Here is a 22,660-nt window from a genome sequence, read left to right as displayed (position 1 = left end):
AAGATAGACGTTGGTGGTGTCCAGATCAACCCATCAGAAAGTCCATTTTACACCCTGCCCGTGTGGAGTTTAGACTCTACCTTTGCGGTGTAAACCAAAGCCGCAACACGATGAACTCCAGCAGTTTCACGCTTACTTTTCGGGTCGATCAAACGCCGGACGAAGTTTTCAATGCCATCAATCACGTTCGTGGCTGGTGGTCCGAAGAGTTTAAGGGTCGGTCGGAACAGCTCAACGACGAGTTTGAAGTCCGGTTTGGCCAGGTACATTATTCCCGGCAAAAGTTGGTCGAGGTAATCCCGGGTCAGAAAGTCGTTTGGCTGGTGACCGATAGTCACCTGAGTTTCCTCAACGACAAAAGCGAATGGACCGGAACTCAGGTCCGGTTTGAGCTATCCACCCAGAATGAACAGACGCAAATCCGCTTCACGCACGAGGGGCTGGTTGCTGAAATTGAGTGTTTTGGGGCGTGTACGAGGGGCTGGCGACAGTATTTGCAGCATAGTTTGATACCGATGATAACAACCGGAAAGGGTGCTCCTAACGGGCTGGCTGATCAACAGGCGAACCCATTCTAAGCGGTGATTCTTTTGCTGATTTTGATTTCAGTTCATGGCCAACGGCAAGCGTAAAGAGTAAAAAATACCCGGTTCTAACTTACACAGAATGAATTGGCCACCGAATCGATCAGTAAGATTTTTGATCGGATCGTTGGCATACCTTCTTCTTTGAAAGCGATGAAACGGATTATACTCATAGCGGCTCTTTTTCTTAGCACGGCTTCGTTTGCCCAGCCCCGCTGGCCGACGATCACACAGCAGACAAAACCCTGGACGCGCTGGTGGTGGATGGGCAGCGCGGTCAATCCGAAAGACCTGACGATTCTCCTGGATCAATACAAAAAAGCGGGTCTGGGCGGGGTCGAAGTGACGCCCATCTATGGAGTGAAAGGCGCGGAAAGACAGTTTATTAACTTTCTGTCGCCGACCTGGATGACGATGCTGGACCACACGCTGAAAGAAGCCAATCGGCTCGGCATGGGCGTTGATCTGGCGCAGGCATCGGGCTGGCCTTTCGGCGGACCGTGGGTGAGCCCGGCGGATGCCTGCAAGTACGTTGCCTACAAAACCTACAGCCTGAAAAGTGGGGAGAAGCTGGTTGAACCGATTGTGTATATCCAGCCGCCGCTGGTCCGGACGGTGGGCGAAAAAATCGATATCAAGAAGCTGGTCGAGCCAATTACCAAAAATCCGAACCTGCAACGGCACGCGTTTGATCAGGTGCGGTTTGAAAAACCGTTGCCGCTGCAAACCCTGATGGCTTATTCCGACAAAGGGCAGACCCTTGATCTGACGACCAAAGTCGATGGCAAAGGGGCGCTGAACTGGACGGCACCAGAGGGCAAATGGACGCTGTACGCGGTTTTTCAGGGCTGGCACGGCAAGATGGTCGAGCGGGCGGGGCCGGGGGGCGAAGGCGACGTGATCGACCATTTTTCCAAAACCGCTATGCAGAATTACCTCCGCAAATTTGATGAAGCGTTTAAGGGCCATGATCTGAAAACGTTGCGGGCTTTTTTCAACGATTCGTACGAAGTGGACGATGCGCAGGGCGAAAGCAACTGGACGCCCGCTTTGTTTGATGAATTTAAGAAGCGCCACGGGTACGATTTGCGGAATCACCTGGCGGCTTTGTTTGGGAAAGATTCGGAGGATAAAAACGGGCGGGTGTTGACGGATTACCGTTCCACCATCTCGGAGCTCCTCCTGGAAAATTACACCAAAACCTGGAGCGAATGGGCTAAAACCAAGGGAAAGATCATTCGGAATCAGGCGCACGGTTCACCCGCCAATATCCTGGATTTGTACGCCATCACGGACATTCCGGAAATCGAGGGCACGGAGATGATGCGGATCAAATTTGCGTCATCGGCGGCCAATGTAACCGGTAAGAAGCTCACTTCCTCCGAGTCGGCGACCTGGGACAACGAGCATTTTTTGTCGAAGCTGAGTGATATCAAAAAAGACATGGACCGGTTTCTGCTTGGCGGGGTCAATCACACGTTTTACCACGGCACCAATTACTCGCCCCAGAATGCAGCCTGGCCCGGCTGGTTGTTTTATGCCGCCGTGCATTTCAATCCGAACAATACATTCTGGACTGATTTCGGAAAACTGAATCAGTACGTGGCCCGCTGTCAGTCGTTTTTGCAGGCCGGAAAGCCCAACAACGACGTGCTGGTGTACCTGCCGATATACGATTCGTTCACGCGGCCCGGTAAGGTGTTGTTGCAGCATTACGACGGCATTGAGCACGGTTTCAAAGGGTTACCGGTGGAAGAACACGCCGAAACACTCTGGAAAAAAGGCTACGGTTTTGACTTTATTTCGGATAAACAATTGCTGAACGTTACGACGACCGGCGGGAAACTACAAACCGGTGGGGTGAACTACCAGACGGTTCTGGTGCCTGAAGCCCAGTACATGCCGGGAGGTACGTTTCAGCAACTGATCCGGCTGGCGCAAAATGGCGCAACGGTAGTGTTTGTGAACAAGTTGCCCGAAGATGTGCCCGGTTTTGGGAATCTGGAAAATCGCCGGGATGCGTTTAAAAAATTGGTGGCCCAGCTTAAGTTTACGGAGAGCAAAGGCATCCGGAAGGCCACGGTGGGCAAAGGCGCTTTTCTGGTGGCAAAAAATGCCGATGCGCTGCTAACGGCTGCCGGTGTGAAACGGGAGCGGATGGTGGATAACGGGTTGCAGCTGGTGCGCCGGAGCCACGCCAGCGGGAAGTATTATTTCATTGCCAACTGGGGCGATAAAACCGTTGAAGGGTGGTTTCCGCTCAGTACGGCGGCCAAATCCGTGGCGCTCTACAATCCGATGACCGAGAAACTGGGCATGGCTAATTTCCGCACGGCGGCTGGTGGCGAAAACGAAGTTTACCTGCAACTGGCCCCCGGCGAATCCTGCATTCTGGAAACGGCCAATACCGTCGTCAGTGGCCCGGCGTATGCGTACTGGAAACCGGCAGGGTCGGTGCAGGCTATCCGGGGCAAATGGACCATCAATTTCGTTTCCGGCGGCCCCCAACTGCCCGCCAAAAAAGAAACCGATAACCTGGGTTCGTGGACTGATCTGGACGGTGATTATGTGAAAAAGTTTTCGGGAACGGCTTCGTACTCCATCTCTTTTCCGAAACCCGAAGGCAACGGGGAAGGCTGGCTGCTCAGCCTGGGTAAGGTGGCCGAAAGTGCCCGGGTACGGCTGAATGGCAAAGAGATCGGAACGTTGATTGGACCAACGTATCAGCTGTTTATTCCCAAAGACCAACTGAAAGCAACCAACGAGCTGACGGTTTTTGTCTCCAACAGCATGGCGAACCGCATTACGGATCTGGACCGGGAAGGCATCAACTGGAAGAAGTTTTACAACATCAATATGTCGGCCCGGCTGCGCGAAAACCGGGGCGCGGATGGCAACTTTACCGCCGAAAAATGGAAACCGCGCGAATCGGGGCTGATCGGGCCGGTAACACTGACCCCGGTTAGTGCCGGGAAATAAAACAGGTTTAGCCGTTGGCGGGTCCAGATAAAACCGTTAGGAGTCCGCCAGTGCCATGTGGTAAACTCTATTAATCCGCCGTTGAAACGGCTTTTCTAACCCTAATTCAAATGCAGGAAATTGCTTTTACGATGCAATTGAAACCCGGCGTGGAGACCGAGTACAAACGCCGTCACGATGAAGTCTGGCCGGAGTTGTCGCAGGCACTGACCGAAGCCGGCATCCGGGATTATTCCATTTTTCTGGACCGGACCAGCGGCAAGCTCTTTGCGGTGCAGAAGCGGGTGGAGGGGCATACCGCCGATCAGCTGCCGGAGTTACCGATCATGAAAAAGTGGTGGGATTACATGGCCGATCTCATGGACGTCAACCCCGATAACTCGCCAGTTGCCACCAGACTCGAGCGGGTATTTCACGCGGATTAGCCGCGTCCGTTCGGTCTTCAGCCTCTTTACGGGATTATTCTTAATCCTCGACCGCCATCCTCTCAGGGAAGAGGATGGCGTAGCTTTTTTCTGCAATTCTATTTTTCTCCGTTTTCTGCCTTCCTGAGCTTTTTAGTTAAAAAAGTGAAAAAGTTTCTTAAAATAACTCAGGGTGGTTTGGGTCCTTTGTGTCTTCCCTGATATATTCTGATGTTATGGGGCAAACACTACCCTTGTTACCCGATGATGCGTTACGCCGTCGGACCCTGCATACCGACAGCTTCAACCCGACCACGGATTCGGAACTGTTGATTCGGCAGGCTTTTGCCGAAAACCCGCGAAAAGGGTACGAACTGCTGTTTCGGCGGTATTACCGACCGCTGTGCAGCCATGCCGTTCGGCTGATTTATGCCCGCGAAGCCGCCGAGGACCTGGTAAGTGAAGTGTTTCTGAATTTTTGGAAAACCGGGGCGTATCAGCAAATTACAATTTCGTACCGGGCTTATCTCTTTCGGGCGGTTCGCAACCGGGCCAGCAACTACCTCCGCGATCAGGTGAAGGGCGAGTTTTCGATGGATGCCCAGAACCAGCCGTTCGACGACGTTCCGACGGTGGAAGATCCGCACCAGCTTCTACAGGTTACCGAACTGCTTCACCGAATTCAGGAAACGGTCGGCGGCTTGCCCACGCAGTGCCAACGGGTTTTTGTGTTGAGCCGGTTTGAAGGGAAGAAGGCCGCCGAGATTGCCGACGAAATGAATATTTCAGTCAAAACCGTAGAAACGCACCTGACCAAAGCCCTGAGTGTGCTGAAAAAAGTCCTGCAGCAAGGGCTGCTGATGAGTCTATGGTTCTTTGTCAGCTAAGGGCAAATGCCGGTTTTTGTGTCTGGCTCAGTAAACCTCCCATTTTATGAATCATTTGGTTACCAAACATATTTTGTTCGAGCATTTTGCCGGGCGGGCTACTCCGCTGCAACGCCGGATGATCGAAGAGTGGCTTCGTACGCCCGATCACCAGGAGTTGTATTACGAATGGCTGGAGGAATGGGAGCGCGTCTTTCCGCAGTATGCTGCCGAAGAAGAGCAGGCGTTGAAGGTGTCGCTGCAGGAACTGGATGCCTGGCAGCAGCCCGCCCTGCCGCTGACACACCCGGGTCGAAATCGTTTCCCGTTTCGGTGGCTTTCGGTGGCCGCTGCGGTAGTACTGGTGTTGGGGGCGGGTCTATGGCTGGGTCGGAATTTCCTGTTTTACCAAACGCTGGAAACGGCTTATGGCGAAGTGCGGGAATACATGCTGCCGGATAGCAGCGTTGTGGTGCTGAACGCTCATTCGTCGCTCCGGTATACGCGGTTCGGGTTCGGGACCCAGGGCCGCCGGGTGGAATTAACCGGAGAGGCCAATTTTCGGGTGCGGCATATGCCGGATCACCAGCGGTTTGTGGTCAAAATGGCCAATAATGTCGAGGTGGTGGTATTGGGAACGGACTTTTCGGTGTACAGTCGTCCGGGTGGAACCCGGGTGGTGCTCAACGAAGGCCGCGTTCGGGTCCAGCAAACCAACCGTCCGCAGGCGAATCCCGTGCTGATGCAGCCGGGGGATCAGGTCAGGCTGGAAGCCGACGGAAAATTGTCGATGCGCCGTGTTCCGCATCCCAGCCGGGCGGACGACTGGCGGGATAACCGCTTCGTTTTTGATCATACGACCATGCCGGAAATCGCGCAGCTGCTACAGGACAATTACGGCCTTCAACTGAGCATGGCCGACTCAACGCTGGCCCAACGCACGGTTTCGGGGACGTTTCAGGCCAAAACCGCCCAGGATATGCTCCAGGTGTTGGCAGAATTGCTGGAAGTCAATTACCGTCAACAAGAAAATATCGTCACTTTTTTCGAATAACTAACGATCCTAAATCCTTCCTTTATGAATCGAATTGTCCTGGCGAAGCCGTTGCCGGCCCTCGTCCTGGCCGTAGGATTGCTCGGTGGTTTACCCGCACCGGCTCAGTGGCTGGCAGCCCGGGCCCAACAACCGGCTCCGGCAGCCGCAGCAACCGGAACGCGGTCGTTGAAAGCGGCTCTCACTGAACTGAAAACCCGGTACCGGGTCGATATTCTGTTTGAAGACCGCACCATCGAAGGGTTATCGGTGGGGCAAACCGTTCCTGGCAATGCATCCGATGTGGGGCGTCAGCTGGAGAGTTTGCTCAAACCGCTCGGGCTGCGTTACAAGCGGGTGAACGCAACGACCTACCTGGTGTTGGGACCTAAGAATTCAAACCGCAAAGACGATCGCATTGGTGAACTGAGTTCGCCGGGAGCGCACGGACTGGACCTGTTTGGCAATTCGGCCAGCCATGCCGCCCCCGCCGTGCCGGAGCAAATGACAACGAAAGCGGCCCCATCGTCGCTGGCCGAGCACCGCATCACCGGGCGGGTTACAACAGAGGAAAAAGGCGAAGCCTTACCGGGTGTCAACGTGTCCATCAAGGGAACTACACGGGGCACCACGACAGATGCCGACGGGAACTATAGCCTGAATGTGCCAGATGAAGGCGGAACGCTCGTGTTTTCCTTCATTGGGTATCTGACCAAAGAAGAGCCGGTCGGAAACCGTACGGTGGTGAATCTGTCCCTGGCGGTGGATAACAAAACCCTGAACGAAGTAGTGGTGATTGGGTACGGATCGGTGAAGAAATCGGATGTAACCGGCGCGGTTTCGCAGATCTCTTCGGAGGTGATTGCGAATCAGCCCGGGCAGGTCGATGCGGCTCAGGCCTTACAGGGAAAAGTGGCCGGTCTGGACGTGGTGCGCAACAACAACCCGGGTTCCAATTCCACCATTGCCATTCGGGGGTACAATTCCATTACCGGCCCGAATACGCCCCTGATCGTGTTGGACGGCGCACCGTTTGCGGGCTCGCTGACCGACATCAATCCGGCAGAAATCGATAAGATGGACGTGCTGAAAGATGCTTCTTCAACGGCCATTTACGGGTCACGCGGTTCAAACGGGGTGATTATCATCACGACCAAGCGGGGCTTCAAAAACCAGCATAAAATCTCGGTTACCTACGATGCATTCGGCGGGATCAACAAAGCTTTCAAACGGTTTGATATGATGGACGGGGATCGGTACGCGGATTTCAAGCGCATGGCCAATTACGGAAAAACCGACGCTGAAATTTTTGATGCCGTGGCCCTGAACGCCATTCAGAATAAGGAGTATGTCAACTGGCAGGACCTGATGTTTGGCGGAACGGGTTACCAGACCGATCACAACATTGGCCTGAACATCAACGGCCAGAATTCGTCGAACATGATTGTGTTGGGCTACAGCAAGCAGCAGAGCATCATCAAAAACATTGCCTACGACCGCCTGAACGCCCGCATCAACGGTGATCTGAAAATCTCGCCGAAACTGGCGCTGGGCTATTCCACCATGCTGTCGCATTCGGTCAACGACATGGGCGATCCCGATAATGTGTTTCGTTACGGCAATATCCTGGACCCGCTGACGAAGGTTTATAACGACGACGGGACGCTGCGGTTTTACCCCAACGGCTGGTATGAGTCCGTTCTGCACTCCAACCCGCTTTTTGATACCGACAAGGCGAATATCGAGCGCAAAACCACCCGCGACCGCCTTTTCTTTAATTTTTTCTTTAACTGGGACATTGCCAGGGGCTTATCGTTCCGGTCGAGCCTGACGCCCGACTGGCAGTTTATCGAAACCGGGCAATACTGGGGGCCTACTACCCAGCGTCGGCACCAGTCCGTCAGCGAAGCCAGCTTTAGCAAAGCGTCCGAGAAATCCCTGACGTTTACCAACATCCTCAATTACAAAAAGGAAATCGGCAAGCACTACGTCGATGCCTCGTTTGTGCACGACATGCAGCAGCTTCGTTTCGACGAGGTGGTGCTGGGCGGCCAGGGCATGCCGTATTACGGCAAATGGTTCAACGTTAACGAAGCGCCTTCCACGTTTTCGCGCGGATCGACGTTTCGGCAGTGGCGGCTGCTGTCGTTCATGGGGCGGGTCAACTACACCTTTAACGGCAAATACCTGGTCACGCTGACCGCCCGTAATGACGGTTCGTCGCGGCTGGCGCCGGGGCATCAGTGGGCATTGTTTCCGTCGGCTGCGGTGGCCTGGCGGCTGAGCGACGAGGCCTTTCTGCGACCGCTGACGTTTGTGAGTGATCTGAAACTGCGGGTAAGCTGGGGAAATACCGGCAACACGGCCATCAATCCGTACCAGACGCTGGGCGGACTGGGCAAATATCCGTATTCGTTCGGAACGGGCGAGGGGGCGGCCATCGGCTACGTGCCCACCGAACTGCCCAATACGGAGCTGGGCTGGGAGCGAACCGAAGAATTCAACGTCGGACTGGATTTCGGGTTTCTGCAAAACCGCATCACCGGTTTTATTGACGTCTACCAGCGCAACACCCACGACCTGCTGATGGCGCGCCAGTTGCCCATCACCTCGGGCTACAACAGCACGGTGCAGAACATCGGAAAAACCCGTAACTCGGGCGTCGAGCTGACGCTGAATACCGTTCCCGTTCGCCGGAAAAACTTCGAATGGAACCTGAACGTGACGTTTGCTCACAACAAAAACCAGATTACGGAATTGTACGGCGGTAAAAATGACGACCCCGGCAACCGGTGGTTTATCGGCCATCCGATCAATGTGGAGTGGATTTATCTGTACGACGGGGTGTGGCAGTACGGACAGGAGGAACAGGCCCGGCAATTCAACTACGGACCGGGCGAACCGCGCGTGAAGGATATCGACGGCGACGGACGCTACGGCCAGGGCGACCAGGTGATTTTTAACCGCATTCCGAAATGGACCGGGGGACTTTCGTCGACTTTTCGGTACCGGAATTTCGACTTTAACTTTTACTTCTACACCCGCCAGGATTATGGCCAGCGGCTGGCCATGCTAACCGACGAACCCGGCTCCGGCTCAACGCGCGACAACCACCTGAACGTGGATTTCTGGACACCCACCAATCCGTCGAACACCTTCCCGAAACCGCGGATTACGGACCCGCAGCCGCTGCTGGTCAACAGTTCCTACGCATTCCGCGATCTGTCGTTCGTGCGGTTGAAGACGCTGAATCTGGGTTATAATTTCCCGCAGCAATGGGCGAAACGCGTGGGAGCGGAGCGGCTGCGGGTCTACGCGTCCGTGGATAACCCGGCCGTCTGGACGATGCACCGCTACGAAGGGCTGGACCCGGAAAATGGCAGTTCGTATACCAACCACGTTCCGATGACGACGTTTATGCTGGGCCTTAATACCCGTTTCTGACTTCCCTAACCTTACACTACGATGAAATCGAAACTCATATTGATGGCCTTGGTGGGAGCGGGTTTGCTGACGCAGTCCTGTTCCGATTACCTGAAAGAAGAACCGTACAACAAAGTGACGGTGGGCAACCTGTACACCACGCGGGAAGGAATTGCCAATGGCGTGAACGGTTTGTACGCCCGGCTGCGCGATGTCTACATCAGCGAATACCTGATTTACCTCTGCGAAGGACCGACCGACATCTGGATGGACGGGGCCGGCACGCCGGTCGAGTTTGCCAACTGGAGCCTGGATGCGTCGTCGGGCAACGTCAATTCGCTCTGGGGAAACTGCTACTCCCTGATCAATCAGGCCAATTCGGTGATTCAGGTTCTGTCGAATTCGTCGATTCCTCAGCTGACGGACGATCTGAAAAACCGCTATCTGGCCGAAGCCCGGTTTATTCGGGCGCATTGCTATTACCACCTGGTGCAGCAGTTTGGCGATGTTTACCTGACAACGGAGCCGACGACTACTGTGAAGACCGAAGCTTTCCGAAATCCGAAAGACGAGGTCTGGAAGTTTATCATCGATGAGCTGACGTTCTGTACCGAAAACCTGCCGGATTCCTATCCGAATGCCGACTACGGACACGTAACGAAAATGGCGGCCCTGCACCACCTGTCCCGCGTATACCTGACCGTCAAGCGTGATAACACCGACCTCCAGAAAGCAAAAGAACTAGCCGAGCGCGTCATCAATTCGGGTAGGCACAGTCTGGTGGCTTCGCACGCGGCTCTGTGGGATATGAGCAATCAGATCAATTCTGAAGTGTTGTTCTCGATTATTTATACCCGTAACGCCGAGCTGAACGGCAACGGCAATACCGCTCACCTGTATTTCACCAGTGCGTATTCGGAAGAACACCCGGGCGTGCTGCGGGTCACCGAATACGGGCGGCCCTGGAGCCGGTTGCGGCCTTCCTGGTATTACCAGAACCTATTCAATGAAGCGGTTGACCAGCGTTGGGAAGATTGTTTCCGCACGAGCTGGAACATTACGGTAAACACACTGACGGAAAAGTCGTATGATCCAAACACCGGCGCGGCTGTGGATGTAAGCTGGAAAAAAGGCGACCGGGCCATGATTATCCCGAAACGTCCGTGGACGATGGCTCAGGTTAAAGCGGCCTGGCCTGCTTACGTTTTTCTGCCGGATTCACTGCGGGCGACCATTGATCCGAACAAAGACATTCAGCCGAACGGACCGTGGCCGCGAAATACCAAGTTTCAAAATTCGAAAATGTACGCTACCTTGATCAAACATCTGGACCCAACTCGTCCGGATGCCAACTGGACGGCGGGCTCGCGGGATGTGTTCGTGTTTCGTCTGGCCGACACGTATCTGTTGGCTGCCGAAGCGAGTTTTTTACTGGGCCAGACGCAGCAGGCGACTGATTACCTCAATGTGGTGCGGAAGCGGGCGGCTAAAACCGGCATGACAGCGGATATGACGGTGAAAGCCAATGACTTGACACTTGATTTTGTCCTCGATGAGCGTGCCCGCGAACTGGGTGGCGAAATGCACCGCTGGTATGACCTGCAACGCACGGGTAAACTGCTGGTGCGAATGAGCAATCCGAAAATTAATCCGACTGCGGCCGGACGGTTTAAAGAACACCACGTGCTGCGGCCCATTCCGCGTGAGCAATTAACCCGGATGACCAACCCGCAGGACTTTACCCAAAACCCCGGTTACGGGAACTAATGAGTTATGATCAAATACCGCTTTGTAATGCCCGTTTGCCTGGCGCTTCTGCTGACGTTGAGCAGTGGCTGGCTGCGCCCGCCTGTTGCCGACGAGAAAGAACCCGGGAAAATGATGTACGGCGACCGCCAAAGGCTGGGCCGACCGTATGCCAAAGATCCGCACGTGGTCAAATTCAAGGGACGCTACCTTATGTACTTTTCCGTACCAGCTTATACCGATTCCAGTGGCGTTAAACACGGTTGGGGCATTGGCGTAGCCGAAAGCCGGAACCTGATCGACTGGCAGAAAATTGCGGAAATTCCACCGGCGGCCGATTACGAGAAGTCCGGTATCTGCGCGCCCGGAGCCTTGCTGAAGGATGGAAAAGTGCACCTGTTTTACCAGACCTACGGCGGTGGACCCAAAGATGCGATCTGCCACGCGTGGTCGGAGGACGGCATTCATTTTACGCGCAACGAAACCAACCCGATTTTCCGTCCGACGGGTGCCTGGAATTGCGGACGGGCCATCGACGCCGAAGTTTACCGGTTTAAAAATCAGTATTTTCTTTACTTTGCTACCCGCGATCCGGCTTATAAAAACCAGATTCTGGGCGTGGCGGCAACGCCGTTGCAAACGTCTTTCAACCGGAATGAATGGAAACAGCTTTCAACCGATGGCCCGATTCTGAAACCGGAGTTGCCCTGGGAAGGTGAATGCATTGAAGGCGCTTCGGTGATTGAGCGGAAAGGTGAACTGGTGATGTTTTACGCCGGAGCCTACAACAACTGGCCGCAGCAGATTGGCATTGCCCACAGCAAAGACGGCGTTCACTGGGAACGGATGCAGACCGAACCATTCCTGAAAAATGGCGCGCCCGGTAGCTGGAATGCAAGCGAGTCGGGGCACCCCCACATTTTTGAAGACAGCAACAAACAAACGTATTTGTTTTACCAGGGCAACAACGACAAAGGAAAGACCTGGCTGCTCTCCAACGAAAAAGTGAGCTGGAAAGGAAACCAGCCGACTTTGCCGTAGTTGTACGGTTTTGCCAGATCAACGGTTTCGTTTCCCTCCTTGAAACGAAACCGTTTTTATTGATGAACGGTCAAGAGACGCGGGTGTAGAACGCCTTTAGGTTATCCCGGTAGCTGCGGCTCCATTTCAATTGCTGCCCCGTGCGGAGTTTGACCATGTATTCGCCGTTGAAATGGGTTTCAATTTCGGTTACGTAATCGAGGTTGACAATATGGGAGCGGTGAATTCGCACAAACGTAGCGGGGTCGAGCCGGGTTTCCAGGTTCGTCAGGCTCTCGTAAATCAGGTGGTTACGGTCTTCCGTATGCAGCGTGATATAATTGCCGTCGGCATCGAAATACAAAATTCCGTCGGTATCGACCAGACTCATTTTTCCCGTTTCCTTCACCAGAATCCGGCGCAGGTAGGCGCCGTCCGATTGGTTGGATTCGTCCCGCAGCAGCTGGCCCATTAACGCTTCGACCTGGGGTTGGGCGCGTTGGGCCAGCCGTTCCTGCGCCCGGTTCAGGGCCTGATAAAACCGGATTTCATTGAACGGTTTCAGCAGGTAATCAATGGCATTGATCTCAAACGCACGCAGGGCGTACTGATCGTACGCGGTTGTGAAAACCACCATTGGCTGGTGGTAAGCCCAGATTTCTTTCAATACGCCAAAACCGTCTCGTTCGGGCATTTGAATATCCAGAAAAATCAGATCAGGGCGGTGTTGTAGGATTTTCAGAATGGCCTCGGTGCCGTTAGCGGCTTCATCGACCACCTGGAAAGCTGGAACACTCTGGAGCAGGGTACGAATGGCCTGCCGGGCCAGTAGCTCATCGTCAATGATGAGCGAGCGATAGGGTGTCATCGTATTGTGTTGTTGGTTGGAATGCGGTATAAGGCAGTGTCAGGGTAACGGTAGTGCCGTTGCCGGGGGGCTGCACAAAAATCAGGTACGCCTGGTGGCCGTATGCCTGCTGAAGCCGGGAGCGGGTATTGCTCAGTCCGAGTCCGCTACCCCGGGTTTTTCGTTTTTTCGATAGGCTCCCCAGTCCGTTATCGAAGACCTCGAGGAGCAGGCTGTTGGCTTTCCGGCGAGCCGTGATCCGAATGCGGGCGTAACCCGTCAGGTCGGCAATGCCGTGCGTAATGGCGTTTTCGACCAGCGGCTGCAAGATCAGTTGTGGCACCGGACAGCTTTCGGTTTCCGGATCAATATCGTATTCGATGTGCAGCCGATCCTGAAACCGGATTTGCTGGATAGTCAGGTATTGCTGGATCAGCTTCAACTCATCCCGCAGGCTCAGAAAATTGTCGTCCTGATGCACCAGAACCCCGCGCAACAAATCGCTCAGGGCCGTTACCATGTCGATGGCTTTACGGTTTTCGTGCTGCAGCATCAGGCTCACGATGGCGTGGTGGGTATTGAACAGAAAATGTGGGTTGAGCTGCATTTTGAGGGTCTGGAGCTGGGCGTCGGTGAGTTGAGCTTTCAATTGCGAATTGGCGAGCTCGGCAGCCAGGTGCTGTTTTTCAAGCTGTTGGTAGCGGTTGTCGTACAGAAAAATGTTGTACAGAACCAGGACCAGCAAGTACAGCGTTGTGCCCCAGCTGTATTCTTCTACAAACCACTTCAGGATGCTACTCCAGGGTAGCGATTGACCAACCTCCCAGAAATACAGCGGTTTGACAACCAGAAATTCGAGGGTCCGCACTGTGAGTGTGAGGAAGGAAAACGCGAGCAGGTGAACGAAGAAAATACCGGCAAACCGTCTTTTGGAACCCCGAACATCCAGCGGAAATTGCTGTGCCACGTACAGCAGGAGGGGAGTAGCCAAAATCCAGAGCAGCCAATGCAGGCCCCAGTGCACCCAGCCCGAATACAGCATTTTGTACGGACTGATCCAATTGCTCAGATTAAACTCAATGAGCGTAATGTTGGCCTGAACAGTCCAGAAAAGAATGATGAACTTCCAGATTCGTTTGGGGGAACAGGGGGTGCCCAACGCCCGTTCAAGCAGGATGGTTGTAAATCTCGTCATAGCGCGCTTCTCACTTCCGTGGCATTTCTTAAAAATACGGCACTGGTCGTCAGGTTCCCCGGCGCTTTCCTTTGAACCGGTTTAAAAGGGAGGTGAAGCGGCTATATCGGGCGTTTAACCCTGATTGGGGAAGTATCGGGCCGAAGAGACCACTGCGCAGCCGTTCAATTTTTCAAATGCGTCAACCGTCGGGTTAGATAATCCTGACGTCGTTTTACATAACCGTAATTTCGGTTCGTACCGGGGGCGGTAGTTTTGTTGGTCAGTAAACACAACGCTAATGATTCCCAACAATCATGGCTTATGCAAACAAAACCATCACCAATTCGCGAACGGGCCAAATCATCCGGTTTGTAAAAACCGCCAAAGATACCGGAGGGCAGTTACTGGAAATGGAGGCTACCTTCAGCGCTTATTCCTCCGAACCGGTTGCCCACTACCATCCGCGCCAGGTCGAAGATTTTCGGGTGGTATCCGGGAAATTAACCGTCCGGATCGATGGGCAGGTGAAGAACTTCCGGGCGGGTGATCGCTTTCACATCGCGAAAAATACCGTCCATTCCATGTGGAATCAGACCGGCGAGCCCACCGTGGTCAACTGGCAGGTCACACCCGCCATGGACACGGAATACTTTCTGGAAACCACCACCGGCCTGGCCAATGATGGGAAAACAAACGCCAACGGAGTTCCCTCGCTTTTGCAGACGTCTTTGCTGATGAACCGGTATGCCCGCGTTTTTCAACTCACTCAACCCAGCCCATTCATCCGAAAGATTGTTTTTTCGCTGCTTACTCCGGTAGCCTGCCTACTGGGTTACAAATCCAGGTATCCTAAATACCTGGACTAAGGTCTGATGTAGTTTTTTAATTGAGTACCAACAACAAAAAAGGCAGGCAAGCCGTCCCGGGTGGACTAAAAAACCGGCCAGTTCAAAAAGAATACGTACAAATGCTAATGAACACCATTTTTCGTAAAACCGTCCACAACACCATGCTGGGCTTTGCCCTTACGGGCTTGCTCACCTATAGCAGCTGCTCAAAATCGAGCGACGAACCGGAACCCGGTAAACAGACTGCGGGCTATCTGTCGGGCCGGGTGACCGACGCACAGGGAAAGCCGCTGCCGGGTGCCACGATTCTGGCGGATAACCTTCTGCTGTACAACAGCCACGTGGAAGCCAGCAGCGATGCCGATGGGACCTACCGGGTTAAAATGCCGACGGGAAGTTACCGCGCACTGGCCCAAATCAAACGAACCTATAATGGCAAAAAATATACCCTCTACCTGACCCCGGACAAAACGGAAGCTTTTGCCGGGGACGATGGCGCCGTCCGGAACTTTCAATGGAACCTGAGTGGTGAACATCCCGACCAGGCGGGGCTATTCTACGGGGGCGATGTGACGCTCGACAAAGATATCAATAGCGAGCTTTACGACGTTGAAAACATTCAATTTACGTTCACGCCGGTCGGTCCGCTGATCGATGGTTCGGCGGGGAAAACCCTGCATCTGAAGTCGGGCGAGCCCTACAGCGAATTTTATGGCCGGATTCCAGACGTGCCGATTGGTCGTTACAAAATCACGGCGGTTCATCAGCCAACGGGGGCAAAGGTCATGGTGAAAGTCAAGAATGGGACGTATGCTGCGGACGGCTCCGCAACGCTGGATTTTTACGGCGAGACCGGCCCGTGGGCCTGCAACAATTGTATGATACTGGAGTACAAGTAGCGGCTGCAATGGCCGGGTACCTGAAGTAAATTTCACGGAAATACACTTCATCAATTCATACACCGTCCAACCGGATACGACGTGGCAGACTGAAAAGGTTGCTACCCGCATCCGGTTTTTTATGCTATCCCAGCCGGGAATCGTTTTATTTTATGGTTTATTTTGGTATTTTTCTAATAATTTTGAAAATTATTTAGGGGTTTTCCGGACTTGTTTGACTATACAGATAGATCCGACAACCCATCTCGATGAATGCAGGTATAACCGACGAAAAGTTAGTTGATGCGCTCAGTGAAGGCAATACCCAGGCTTTCGGAGAAATCTATAACCGGTATTGGTACAAGCTATTCTGCGTGGCCTACCACGAAACCGGAAGCCGGGAAGATGCCGAAGAACTGGTGCACGATTTATTTGAAAGCCTGTGGAATAAGCGGCACCAAGCCCTGATCCGTCATCTGAGCTCCTACCTGGTCGTGTCGATCAAACACCTGTCCACCAACTACATCAAATCGAAAATCACCCGCCGACGTTACCAGGAGTATCTCATTCTGCACGAGCTCCGGCAGTCGGAAATTACCGACGATGCCGTCAACTACTCCGATTTATCGAAAGCCATTGAGGAAGTTATGAAAAAACTTCCCGAAAAAACCTGCCAGGTATTTACGCTGAGCCGCTTTGAAAACCAGCCTGTTAAAGACATTGCCCGGCGACTCAACCTGTCGGAGAAAGCCGTTGAATACCATATTACTAAATCCCTCAAAGTGTTGCAGGAACAATTGAAGGGATACTATTCGGATAATTGATGCGTGGCCAGATGAACCAGTACGATTTCGATAAATTGATGGAAAAATACCTGGCTGGCGAATGCAGTCCGGAGGAAGAAGAATGGATTCGGGAGTGGTCGGAAAAGCAATTGGAGCAAAGCACGCTGAGCTTCAGCGAAAACGAAAAGAAAACGATTGGACGGCAAATCTGGAAACGGGTTTATAGCCATACGCTGGGCCGAAGACCGTGGCGGGTCCGCTACGGCTGGCTGAGTCTGGGCGCTGCGGCAGCAGTGCTGCTGGTAGTAGCCGGACTGCTGTTTCGGGAACGTTCGGTCCTTTTTTCGAAAAAGCAGGCACCGGAAACCAGCCACCGCCCGGAAGCCATCGACGTACGTAATACCTCCGAAAAACCGCAAAAAATTACGCTGAAAGACGGAAGCCTGGTGGTATTACAGCCCAACAGCAGCATTAGTTATTCCGAACAGTTTGGCGAGAAAACCCGCCAGCTGAGCTTGCGAGGGGCTGCGTTATTCGATGTTAAAAGAGATCCGGCCCGGCCCTTCATCGTCAAAACCGGTGATCTGGTTACGCAGGTACTGGGAACAAGCTTTACGATTAAGTCCTACGATGAATCCAAAAATATTGAGGTGATGGTGTTGCGGGGCCGTGTATCAGTCTATGAAGCTGCCGGTCCGTCGCCGGGCAGCCGCAACGGAGTAATTCTGGTGCCGAATCACAAAATTACGTTCGATAAAGTTGCCCAGACGCTGACGCCGGGTTTGATTGAGATGCCCCGCATCGTCAATCCGCCCGAAAACCGTACCAGCTTTGTCTTCTCCAACACGCCGATTGCCGATGTGTTTTCGACCCTAGGCAAGGCATACGGAATCGACTTCATCGTGGAAAATCAGACCATGAACCACTGCGTGTTCAACGGTGACTTGAACGATTTACCACTTTATGCCCAACTCGACCTGATCTGCAAGTCGGTAGACGCAACCTACGAACGACGGGGTACGACGCTTTTTATTCACGGCGAAGGCTGTGCTAATTTCTGAATTTATTCCTGACCCTTTTCTTATGACCAGACGTATCTACTTCAAAAAGATGCTTTGCAGAGTAACGCAGACGACGGCGATTCAGCTCCTGCTGCTCTCGGTTTTTTACGGTTTATCCTTTGCCCGCACCACCCACGCGCAGGAACTACTTAACAAGGAGATCTCCCTGAAAATGGAATCTGTGGAAGTGTGGAAGGTGCTGAAACGGATTGAAAGCCAGGCAAATGTGAAATTTGTGTACAGCACCAAAAGCATTCAGGCGGAGCAGAAAACGTCGGTTAATGTGCTGAACGGGAAGCTGTCGAAAGTGCTCGACGAGTTGTTGTCTCCGCTCGATGTTTCGTACGAAGTAGTGGGTTCCCGCATTTTGCTCCGGAAAAAAGCGCCCGAATCGTCGGCCCTGCCGATGATCAATACCATTGCCCTGACCACGCTGGAAAAAGTCGATCAAACCGTAACGGGAACCGTGAAAGACGAGAAAGGGGAGGGAATGCCGGGGGTTACGGTGCTGATTAAAGGCACCACGCGGGGCACCACCACCGACGCCAGTGGCCGTTACAGCCTGAGCGTGCCGGATGCTTCGACAACGCTGATTTTTTCCTTCGTTGGCTACCAGGCGCAGGAAATTCCGGTGGGTAACCAGTCGACTATTGTTGTCAGTCTGGTACCGGAAAATAAGGCCCTGGCCGAAGTGGTCGTGGTAGGGTACGGCACCCAGAAACGGGAACAGATCACCACGGCGGTTGCCAGCGTCAAGGCGGAGGATTTCGTGAAAGGACCGGTGCAGGATGCCGCCCAGCTGATTCGGGGAAAAGTAGCCGGATTGAGCGTCATTACGCCGGATGCCAGCCCGACCCGAACGGCCCAGATTTCGTTGCGGGGAAACGCCACGATCAACGCCAGCTCTTCTCCGCTGATTCTGATCGATGGCGTACCGGGTGCCCTGAACACGGTGGCACCCGAAGACATCGAATCGATTGACGTGCTGAAAGACGGTTCGGCAGCCGCCATTTACGGAACGCGCGGCACCAACGGGGTGATTCTGATCACTACCCGAAAAGTAAAAGGCGAAACCCCGGCCACGCTGGAGATCAATTCGTATTTTACCACGCAACGTATGACCCGTGAACTGGACTTCATGAATGCGGATCAATACCGCCAGCTGGTGGCACAGGGCAAACCGGGTGCCATTGATTTTGGCCATACCACCGACTGGCTGAAAGCCGTGACGCAGACCCCGTTGTCGCAGGTGCACAACGTCAGTCTGCGGGGTGGTTCGCGAACCACCAACTACATCGTCAGCCTGGAATACCGGGATCTGAACGGCGTGATGAAAAAATCGGACAACCTGACGTTTTTTCCCCGCATTGAGGTCAACCACACCATGTTCAACGGACTTCTGAAATTCAATGCCAACCTGAGCGGGTATCAACAAAAGCATTTTGCGGTGGATGGCGGGGAATATTCGGGACTCGTATACCGGAATGCCCTGACGTTCAACCCAACGGATCCCTTGCAGGACGCCAACGGAAAATGGATCGAGCGCCCGGAGAAAACCGATTACATGAACCCCGTGGCCTTGCTGGAAGAAACGCGGGGCGAAAACCGGAACAACAACCTGCGGACCTATGGAACGGTTTCGTTGATGCCCATCGAAGGCTTGGAAATCAAGGCCTTGCTGGCGCGGGATATGTACAACAGCACACGGGGCTACTACGAAACCCGGCGGCATTGGTCCACCGCCCGAAATGCCCGCAACGGTTTTGCTTCGCGCGGCACCACGCGGACGCAGGACGACCTGTTTGAATTGACGGCCAATTACACCAAAGACATCAAAGAGCACGGTTTGAATTTGTTGGGGGGGTATACCTGGCGGAAATACAATACGGAAGATTACTGGATGCAGAACTGGGATTTTCCGACCGACGATTTTTCATATAATAACATGGGCGCTGGGCTGGCCCTGCGACGTGGTCAGGCACCGATCAATTCCGCGCAGTCCGAAAACAAGCTGTTGGGGTATTTCTTCCGGGTCAATTACAGCTTCCAGAACAAATACCTGCTGATGGCCAGTATCCGGCACGAAGGCTCGTCGCGCTTCGGAACCAACCACAAATACGGTAGTTTTCCGGCGATTTCGGCGGGCTGGAATATTCAGAAAGAAGCATTTTTGCAGCGCTTCCGGGCACTCTCAGCGCTGAAACTCCGGGCGGGCTTTGGCGTCACCGGAACCGAACCGGGCAGCTCGTACCTCTCGCTAAACAAAATCAACTTTGGTACGTATACGCTGGTCAACGGGCAATGGGTGCAGGCCATCAATCCGTCGAACAACCCTAACCCCGACCTGCGCTGGGAGCGGAAAGAAGAAATTAACATCGGGTTGGATTACGGTTTTCTGAACGACCGGATTTCGGGTTCGATTGACTACTACCGGCGCACCACCCGCGACCTGATTGCCAACTTTCCGGTGCCGACGCCCCCGTATCTCTACAACACCATTACGGCCAACGCGGCTTCGATGGAAAACAAAGGGCTTGAAATTCAGCTGAACGTGGTGCCGGTTCGGACGGCGGATTTTGAATGGTCGACTTCGGCCAACTTCTCGACCAATGCCAACAAAATTCTGTCGCTGTCGAATGATAAGTTTGCGCTGGCCAGCGGGTATTTCGATACCGGCGCAACCGGCGAACCCATTCAGCAAACGACACACCGGGTGCAGGTCGGCCAGCCGCTGGGTAACTTCTGGGGATTCAAAACCGTCGATATCGACGAAACCGGTCGCTGGATTATTGAAGGAAAAGACGGCAAGCCCAAGCCCATTGCGCAGCAGCAGGCCGACGACAAACAAATCATTGGCAATGGTTTGCCGAAACGGTATCTGAACTGGAACAACACGGTTTCCTACAAAAACTTCGACCTCAATGTGACAATGCGGGGGGCCTTCGGGTTCCAGATCCTGAACATGACCGAGATGTTCTGGAGCGCCCCGGTGATGCTGACGCGCGGAAACCTGCGTTCCAACGCCTACGACCCGATTTTTGGCAAACGCCCGCTGGCCGACGACCAGTCGCTGAATTATGTCAGCTATTACATCGAAAACGGCAATTACTGGAAGATCGACAATGTGACGCTGGGCTATAATCTGAAACTGAAAAGCAAGTACGTGAAGCGGGGCCGGGTGTATCTGTCGACGGCGAATTTGTACACGTTTACGGGCTACAAAGGCATCGATCCCGAAGTGAGCATTGGCGGACTGGCGCCGGGTGTTGATGACAAAAACCGCTATCCGGCGGCTACCAGCTACACCGCTGGTGCCACGTTTACCTTCTGACCGACCGTTTCGATCCTTTAACTTTTATTCGTATGAAATCTTTCAAAAGCTATATCTCCGTGTTCGGGCTGGTTGGTTTGACACTGTCGTCCTGCAACAACGATCTGACCGAAACTATTTTTTCTGAAGTAACGGAAGAATCCTACACCTATACCGAAGCCTATAAAGCCATTGGTGTTGCGTATGCCAACATGCGGTCGCTGATGTCACACACCCACTATTACATGGCCCAGGAGTCGAATGCCGACGGGATTGTGATGCCCGCCAATGCCTCGGGCTGGGACGATGGCGGGATTTACAAACGGATGCACCAACATGCCTGGAACTCCGAAAATCCGCAGATGAACAGCATGTGGAATACGTACTTTACTGGCGTGATTAATTCCAACCGGGTTATTGACCAACTCACAACGGGCAAGGTTCCTCCGCCAACCGGGGTTACGAAAGAAGCCTTGATTGCCGAAACGCGAACCATTCGGGCGTTTTTTTACTGGCTGCTCTGCGACAACTTCGGCGATGTGCCGCTGATTACCGACCGGTCTGATGAGCTGAAAGCGAAAACACCCCGGAAAGAGATTTACCAGTTTATTGTCAAGGAGTTGACAGAAGCCATTCCGGCTCTGAGCGAAGAACGGAACACGCTGCTGTACGGGCGCTTCAACAAGTGGGCCGCTAAAACCCTGCTGGCTAATGTGTACCTCAATGCCGAAGTCTACACCGGCGAAGCGAAATGGCAGGAGTGCCTGACCCAGTGCAACGACGTAATTGCGTCGGGCAAATACCAGCTGGAAACCACCTTACAGGCACCTTTCAAAACCGAGAACCAGAACTCGCCGGAAATTGTCTTCGCCATCCCGTTCGACGAAAACCTGGCGGGCGGTTTTTCCGTAGAAATGTTTTCCTGGCACGGTTCCATGAAAGCCAAGGTAAACATGCTGGATACGCCCTGGGGAGCCGGGTCGGCCAAGGCAGTGCCGCAGTTTATTGACACCTACGACCCCGCCGATGAACGGCTGAAGGCCAGCTGGATGATGGGACCGCAGTTTGCCGCCGATGGCGTTACTCCGCTGAAAGGCTCGTACGACCAGGCCGGTAAAAACGTAGTGTTGACGAAAGAATTGCCCGACGGTTTGTACACGGGCGAAGCAGAAGGCTATCGGATGAACAAGTTTGAGGTGAAAGTGGGCGCAATGGCCAGTTTGAGCAATGATTTCCCCTTTTTCCGGTACGCCCAGGTGCTGCTGATGAAAGCGGAATGCCTGCTCCGAACCGGAAAAGGCAATGAAGCGGCTCCACTGGTTTCGCAGGTTCGGGCGCGGGCGTTTACGGCTACTCCGGCCAAAGCCTCGGTTACCGGCGCTGATCTGGAGAAAAATAGCAGTTACCAATACGGCTACGTCGAAAACTACAAGGTAGTTGATCCAGGCAACACGACCCCAGTTAAATACGGACGGATGCTCGATGAACTGGGTTGGGAATTTGCCTGGGAGGGCTTCCGTCGGCGGGATATGATCCGGTTTGGGGTGTACACAACCAAAAGCTGGTTGTCGCACAAACCCAATGGCGCCCACCGCACAGTGTTCCCACTGCCGCAGATCGCGATTAATTCCAATCCTAAACTGGTGCAGAATCCAGCATATCAGTAGTTTTAAAATGCCACGGTCTTGATTGAATATTC

At 53.7% G+C, this 22,660-nt stretch carries 16 protein-coding genes; 14 read left to right on the top strand and 2 right to left on the bottom strand.

Features of this window, described 5'->3' with window-relative positions; all coding sequences use genetic code 11:
- Positions 1-110 precede the first annotated feature (110 nt).
- The 8 genes from ACYVH9_RS14155 (at position 111) to ACYVH9_RS14120 (ending at position 12,076) form a co-directional block, all read left to right on the top strand.
- Positions 111-578: an SRPBCC family protein gene (locus tag ACYVH9_RS14155; RefSeq protein WP_460637010.1), complete on the top strand. Its 468-nt coding sequence runs from the start codon at positions 111-113 to the stop codon at positions 576-578.
- A 159-nt stretch (positions 579-737) separates the two neighbouring features.
- Complete coding sequence (locus ACYVH9_RS14150; RefSeq protein ID WP_460637009.1) at positions 738-3,563, top strand: glycosyl hydrolase; 2,826 nt, start codon at positions 738-740, stop codon at positions 3,561-3,563.
- 110 nt (positions 3,564-3,673) lie between these two features.
- Positions 3,674-3,988, top strand: coding sequence for an L-rhamnose mutarotase (rhaM, locus tag ACYVH9_RS14145; RefSeq protein WP_460637008.1), 315 nt, complete (start codon positions 3,674-3,676; stop codon positions 3,986-3,988).
- A gap of 215 nt (positions 3,989-4,203) precedes the next feature.
- Positions 4,204-4,854 (top strand): RNA polymerase sigma-70 factor, encoded by a 651-nt coding sequence (locus ACYVH9_RS14140; RefSeq protein WP_460637007.1) that lies wholly within the window; start codon positions 4,204-4,206, stop codon positions 4,852-4,854.
- Between the two features lie 46 nt (positions 4,855-4,900).
- Positions 4,901-5,887: a FecR family protein gene (locus tag ACYVH9_RS14135; RefSeq protein WP_460637006.1), complete on the top strand. Its 987-nt coding sequence runs from the start codon at positions 4,901-4,903 to the stop codon at positions 5,885-5,887.
- A gap of 24 nt (positions 5,888-5,911) precedes the next feature.
- The gene (locus tag ACYVH9_RS14130; protein ID WP_460637005.1) at positions 5,912-9,310 is read left to right on the top strand and encodes a SusC/RagA family TonB-linked outer membrane protein; all 3,399 of its coding nucleotides are present in this window, start codon (positions 5,912-5,914) and stop codon (positions 9,308-9,310) included.
- A 21-nt stretch (positions 9,311-9,331) separates the two neighbouring features.
- Positions 9,332-11,056: a RagB/SusD family nutrient uptake outer membrane protein gene (locus ACYVH9_RS14125; protein ID WP_460637004.1), complete on the top strand. Its 1,725-nt coding sequence runs from the start codon at positions 9,332-9,334 to the stop codon at positions 11,054-11,056.
- 6 nt (positions 11,057-11,062) lie between these two features.
- Entirely contained in the window at positions 11,063-12,076 is a 1,014-nt protein-coding gene (locus ACYVH9_RS14120) for a family 43 glycosylhydrolase (protein WP_460637003.1), read from the top strand.
- Between the two features lie 70 nt (positions 12,077-12,146).
- Here ACYVH9_RS14120 and ACYVH9_RS14115 read toward each other — a convergent pair whose 3' ends face one another.
- Together ACYVH9_RS14115 and ACYVH9_RS14110 are read right to left on the bottom strand one after the other, a co-directional pair.
- A complete protein-coding gene (locus ACYVH9_RS14115; protein WP_460637002.1) occupies positions 12,147-12,923 on the bottom strand; it encodes a LytR/AlgR family response regulator transcription factor in 777 nt (258 codons plus the stop codon).
- Positions 12,895-14,097: a sensor histidine kinase gene (locus tag ACYVH9_RS14110; RefSeq protein WP_460637001.1), complete on the bottom strand. Its 1,203-nt coding sequence runs from the start codon at positions 14,095-14,097 to the stop codon at positions 12,895-12,897. The genes ACYVH9_RS14115 and ACYVH9_RS14110 overlap by 29 nt, the downstream gene beginning before the upstream one ends.
- Positions 14,098-14,393: 296 nt before the next feature.
- Between ACYVH9_RS14110 and ACYVH9_RS14105 the strand changes: the two genes are divergently transcribed.
- The 6 genes from ACYVH9_RS14105 (at position 14,394) to ACYVH9_RS14080 (ending at position 22,628) form a co-directional block, all read left to right on the top strand.
- Positions 14,394-14,945, top strand: coding sequence for a cupin domain-containing protein (locus ACYVH9_RS14105; RefSeq protein ID WP_460637000.1), 552 nt, complete (start codon positions 14,394-14,396; stop codon positions 14,943-14,945).
- A gap of 107 nt (positions 14,946-15,052) precedes the next feature.
- Positions 15,053-15,826 (top strand): carboxypeptidase-like regulatory domain-containing protein, encoded by a 774-nt coding sequence (locus tag ACYVH9_RS14100; protein WP_460636999.1) that lies wholly within the window; start codon positions 15,053-15,055, stop codon positions 15,824-15,826.
- Between the two features lie 248 nt (positions 15,827-16,074).
- On the top strand, positions 16,075-16,629 hold the full coding sequence (locus tag ACYVH9_RS14095; RefSeq protein ID WP_460636998.1) for an RNA polymerase sigma factor: 555 nt from the start codon (positions 16,075-16,077) through the stop codon (positions 16,627-16,629).
- Between the two features lie 11 nt (positions 16,630-16,640).
- The gene (locus ACYVH9_RS14090; RefSeq protein WP_460636997.1) at positions 16,641-17,651 is read left to right on the top strand and encodes a FecR family protein; all 1,011 of its coding nucleotides are present in this window, start codon (positions 16,641-16,643) and stop codon (positions 17,649-17,651) included.
- Positions 17,652-17,700: 49 nt separating this feature from the next.
- Positions 17,701-20,982 carry a TonB-dependent receptor gene (locus ACYVH9_RS14085; protein WP_460636996.1) on the top strand — a complete coding sequence of 1,094 codons (3,282 nt, stop codon included), beginning with the start codon at positions 17,701-17,703 and terminating at the stop codon, positions 20,980-20,982.
- Between the two features lie 32 nt (positions 20,983-21,014).
- A complete protein-coding gene (locus tag ACYVH9_RS14080; RefSeq protein ID WP_460636995.1) occupies positions 21,015-22,628 on the top strand; it encodes a RagB/SusD family nutrient uptake outer membrane protein in 1,614 nt (537 codons plus the stop codon).
- Positions 22,629-22,660: the final 32 nt, after the last annotated feature.

Source organism: Larkinella harenae (assembly GCF_054780515.1).
Note: the sequence above shows the minus strand (reverse complement) of the source record. Positions and strands in the feature narration are given on the sequence as shown.

Bases quoted from the DNA above. Each gene is read 5' to 3' on its own strand.
- ACYVH9_RS14155 (WP_460637010.1), top strand. From the start codon at position 111: ATGAACTCCAGCAGTTTCACGCTTACTTTTCGGGTCGATCAAACGCCG.
- ACYVH9_RS14150 (WP_460637009.1), top strand. From the start codon at position 738: ATGAAACGGATTATACTCATAGCGGCTCTTTTTCTTAGCACGGCTTCG.
- rhaM (WP_460637008.1), top strand. From the start codon at position 3,674: ATGCAGGAAATTGCTTTTACGATGCAATTGAAACCCGGCGTGGAGACC.
- ACYVH9_RS14140 (WP_460637007.1), top strand. From the start codon at position 4,204: ATGGGGCAAACACTACCCTTGTTACCCGATGATGCGTTACGCCGTCGG.
- ACYVH9_RS14135 (WP_460637006.1), top strand. From the start codon at position 4,901: ATGAATCATTTGGTTACCAAACATATTTTGTTCGAGCATTTTGCCGGG.
- ACYVH9_RS14130 (WP_460637005.1), top strand. From the start codon at position 5,912: ATGAATCGAATTGTCCTGGCGAAGCCGTTGCCGGCCCTCGTCCTGGCC.
- ACYVH9_RS14125 (WP_460637004.1), top strand. From the start codon at position 9,332: ATGAAATCGAAACTCATATTGATGGCCTTGGTGGGAGCGGGTTTGCTG.
- ACYVH9_RS14120 (WP_460637003.1), top strand. From the start codon at position 11,063: ATGATCAAATACCGCTTTGTAATGCCCGTTTGCCTGGCGCTTCTGCTG.
- ACYVH9_RS14115 (WP_460637002.1), bottom strand. From the start codon at position 12,923: ATGACACCCTATCGCTCGCTCATCATTGACGATGAGCTACTGGCCCGG.
- ACYVH9_RS14110 (WP_460637001.1), bottom strand. From the start codon at position 14,097: ATGACGAGATTTACAACCATCCTGCTTGAACGGGCGTTGGGCACCCCC.
- ACYVH9_RS14105 (WP_460637000.1), top strand. From the start codon at position 14,394: ATGGCTTATGCAAACAAAACCATCACCAATTCGCGAACGGGCCAAATC.
- ACYVH9_RS14100 (WP_460636999.1), top strand. From the start codon at position 15,053: ATGAACACCATTTTTCGTAAAACCGTCCACAACACCATGCTGGGCTTT.
- ACYVH9_RS14095 (WP_460636998.1), top strand. From the start codon at position 16,075: ATGAATGCAGGTATAACCGACGAAAAGTTAGTTGATGCGCTCAGTGAA.
- ACYVH9_RS14090 (WP_460636997.1), top strand. From the start codon at position 16,641: ATGAACCAGTACGATTTCGATAAATTGATGGAAAAATACCTGGCTGGC.
- ACYVH9_RS14085 (WP_460636996.1), top strand. From the start codon at position 17,701: ATGCTTTGCAGAGTAACGCAGACGACGGCGATTCAGCTCCTGCTGCTC.
- ACYVH9_RS14080 (WP_460636995.1), top strand. From the start codon at position 21,015: ATGAAATCTTTCAAAAGCTATATCTCCGTGTTCGGGCTGGTTGGTTTG.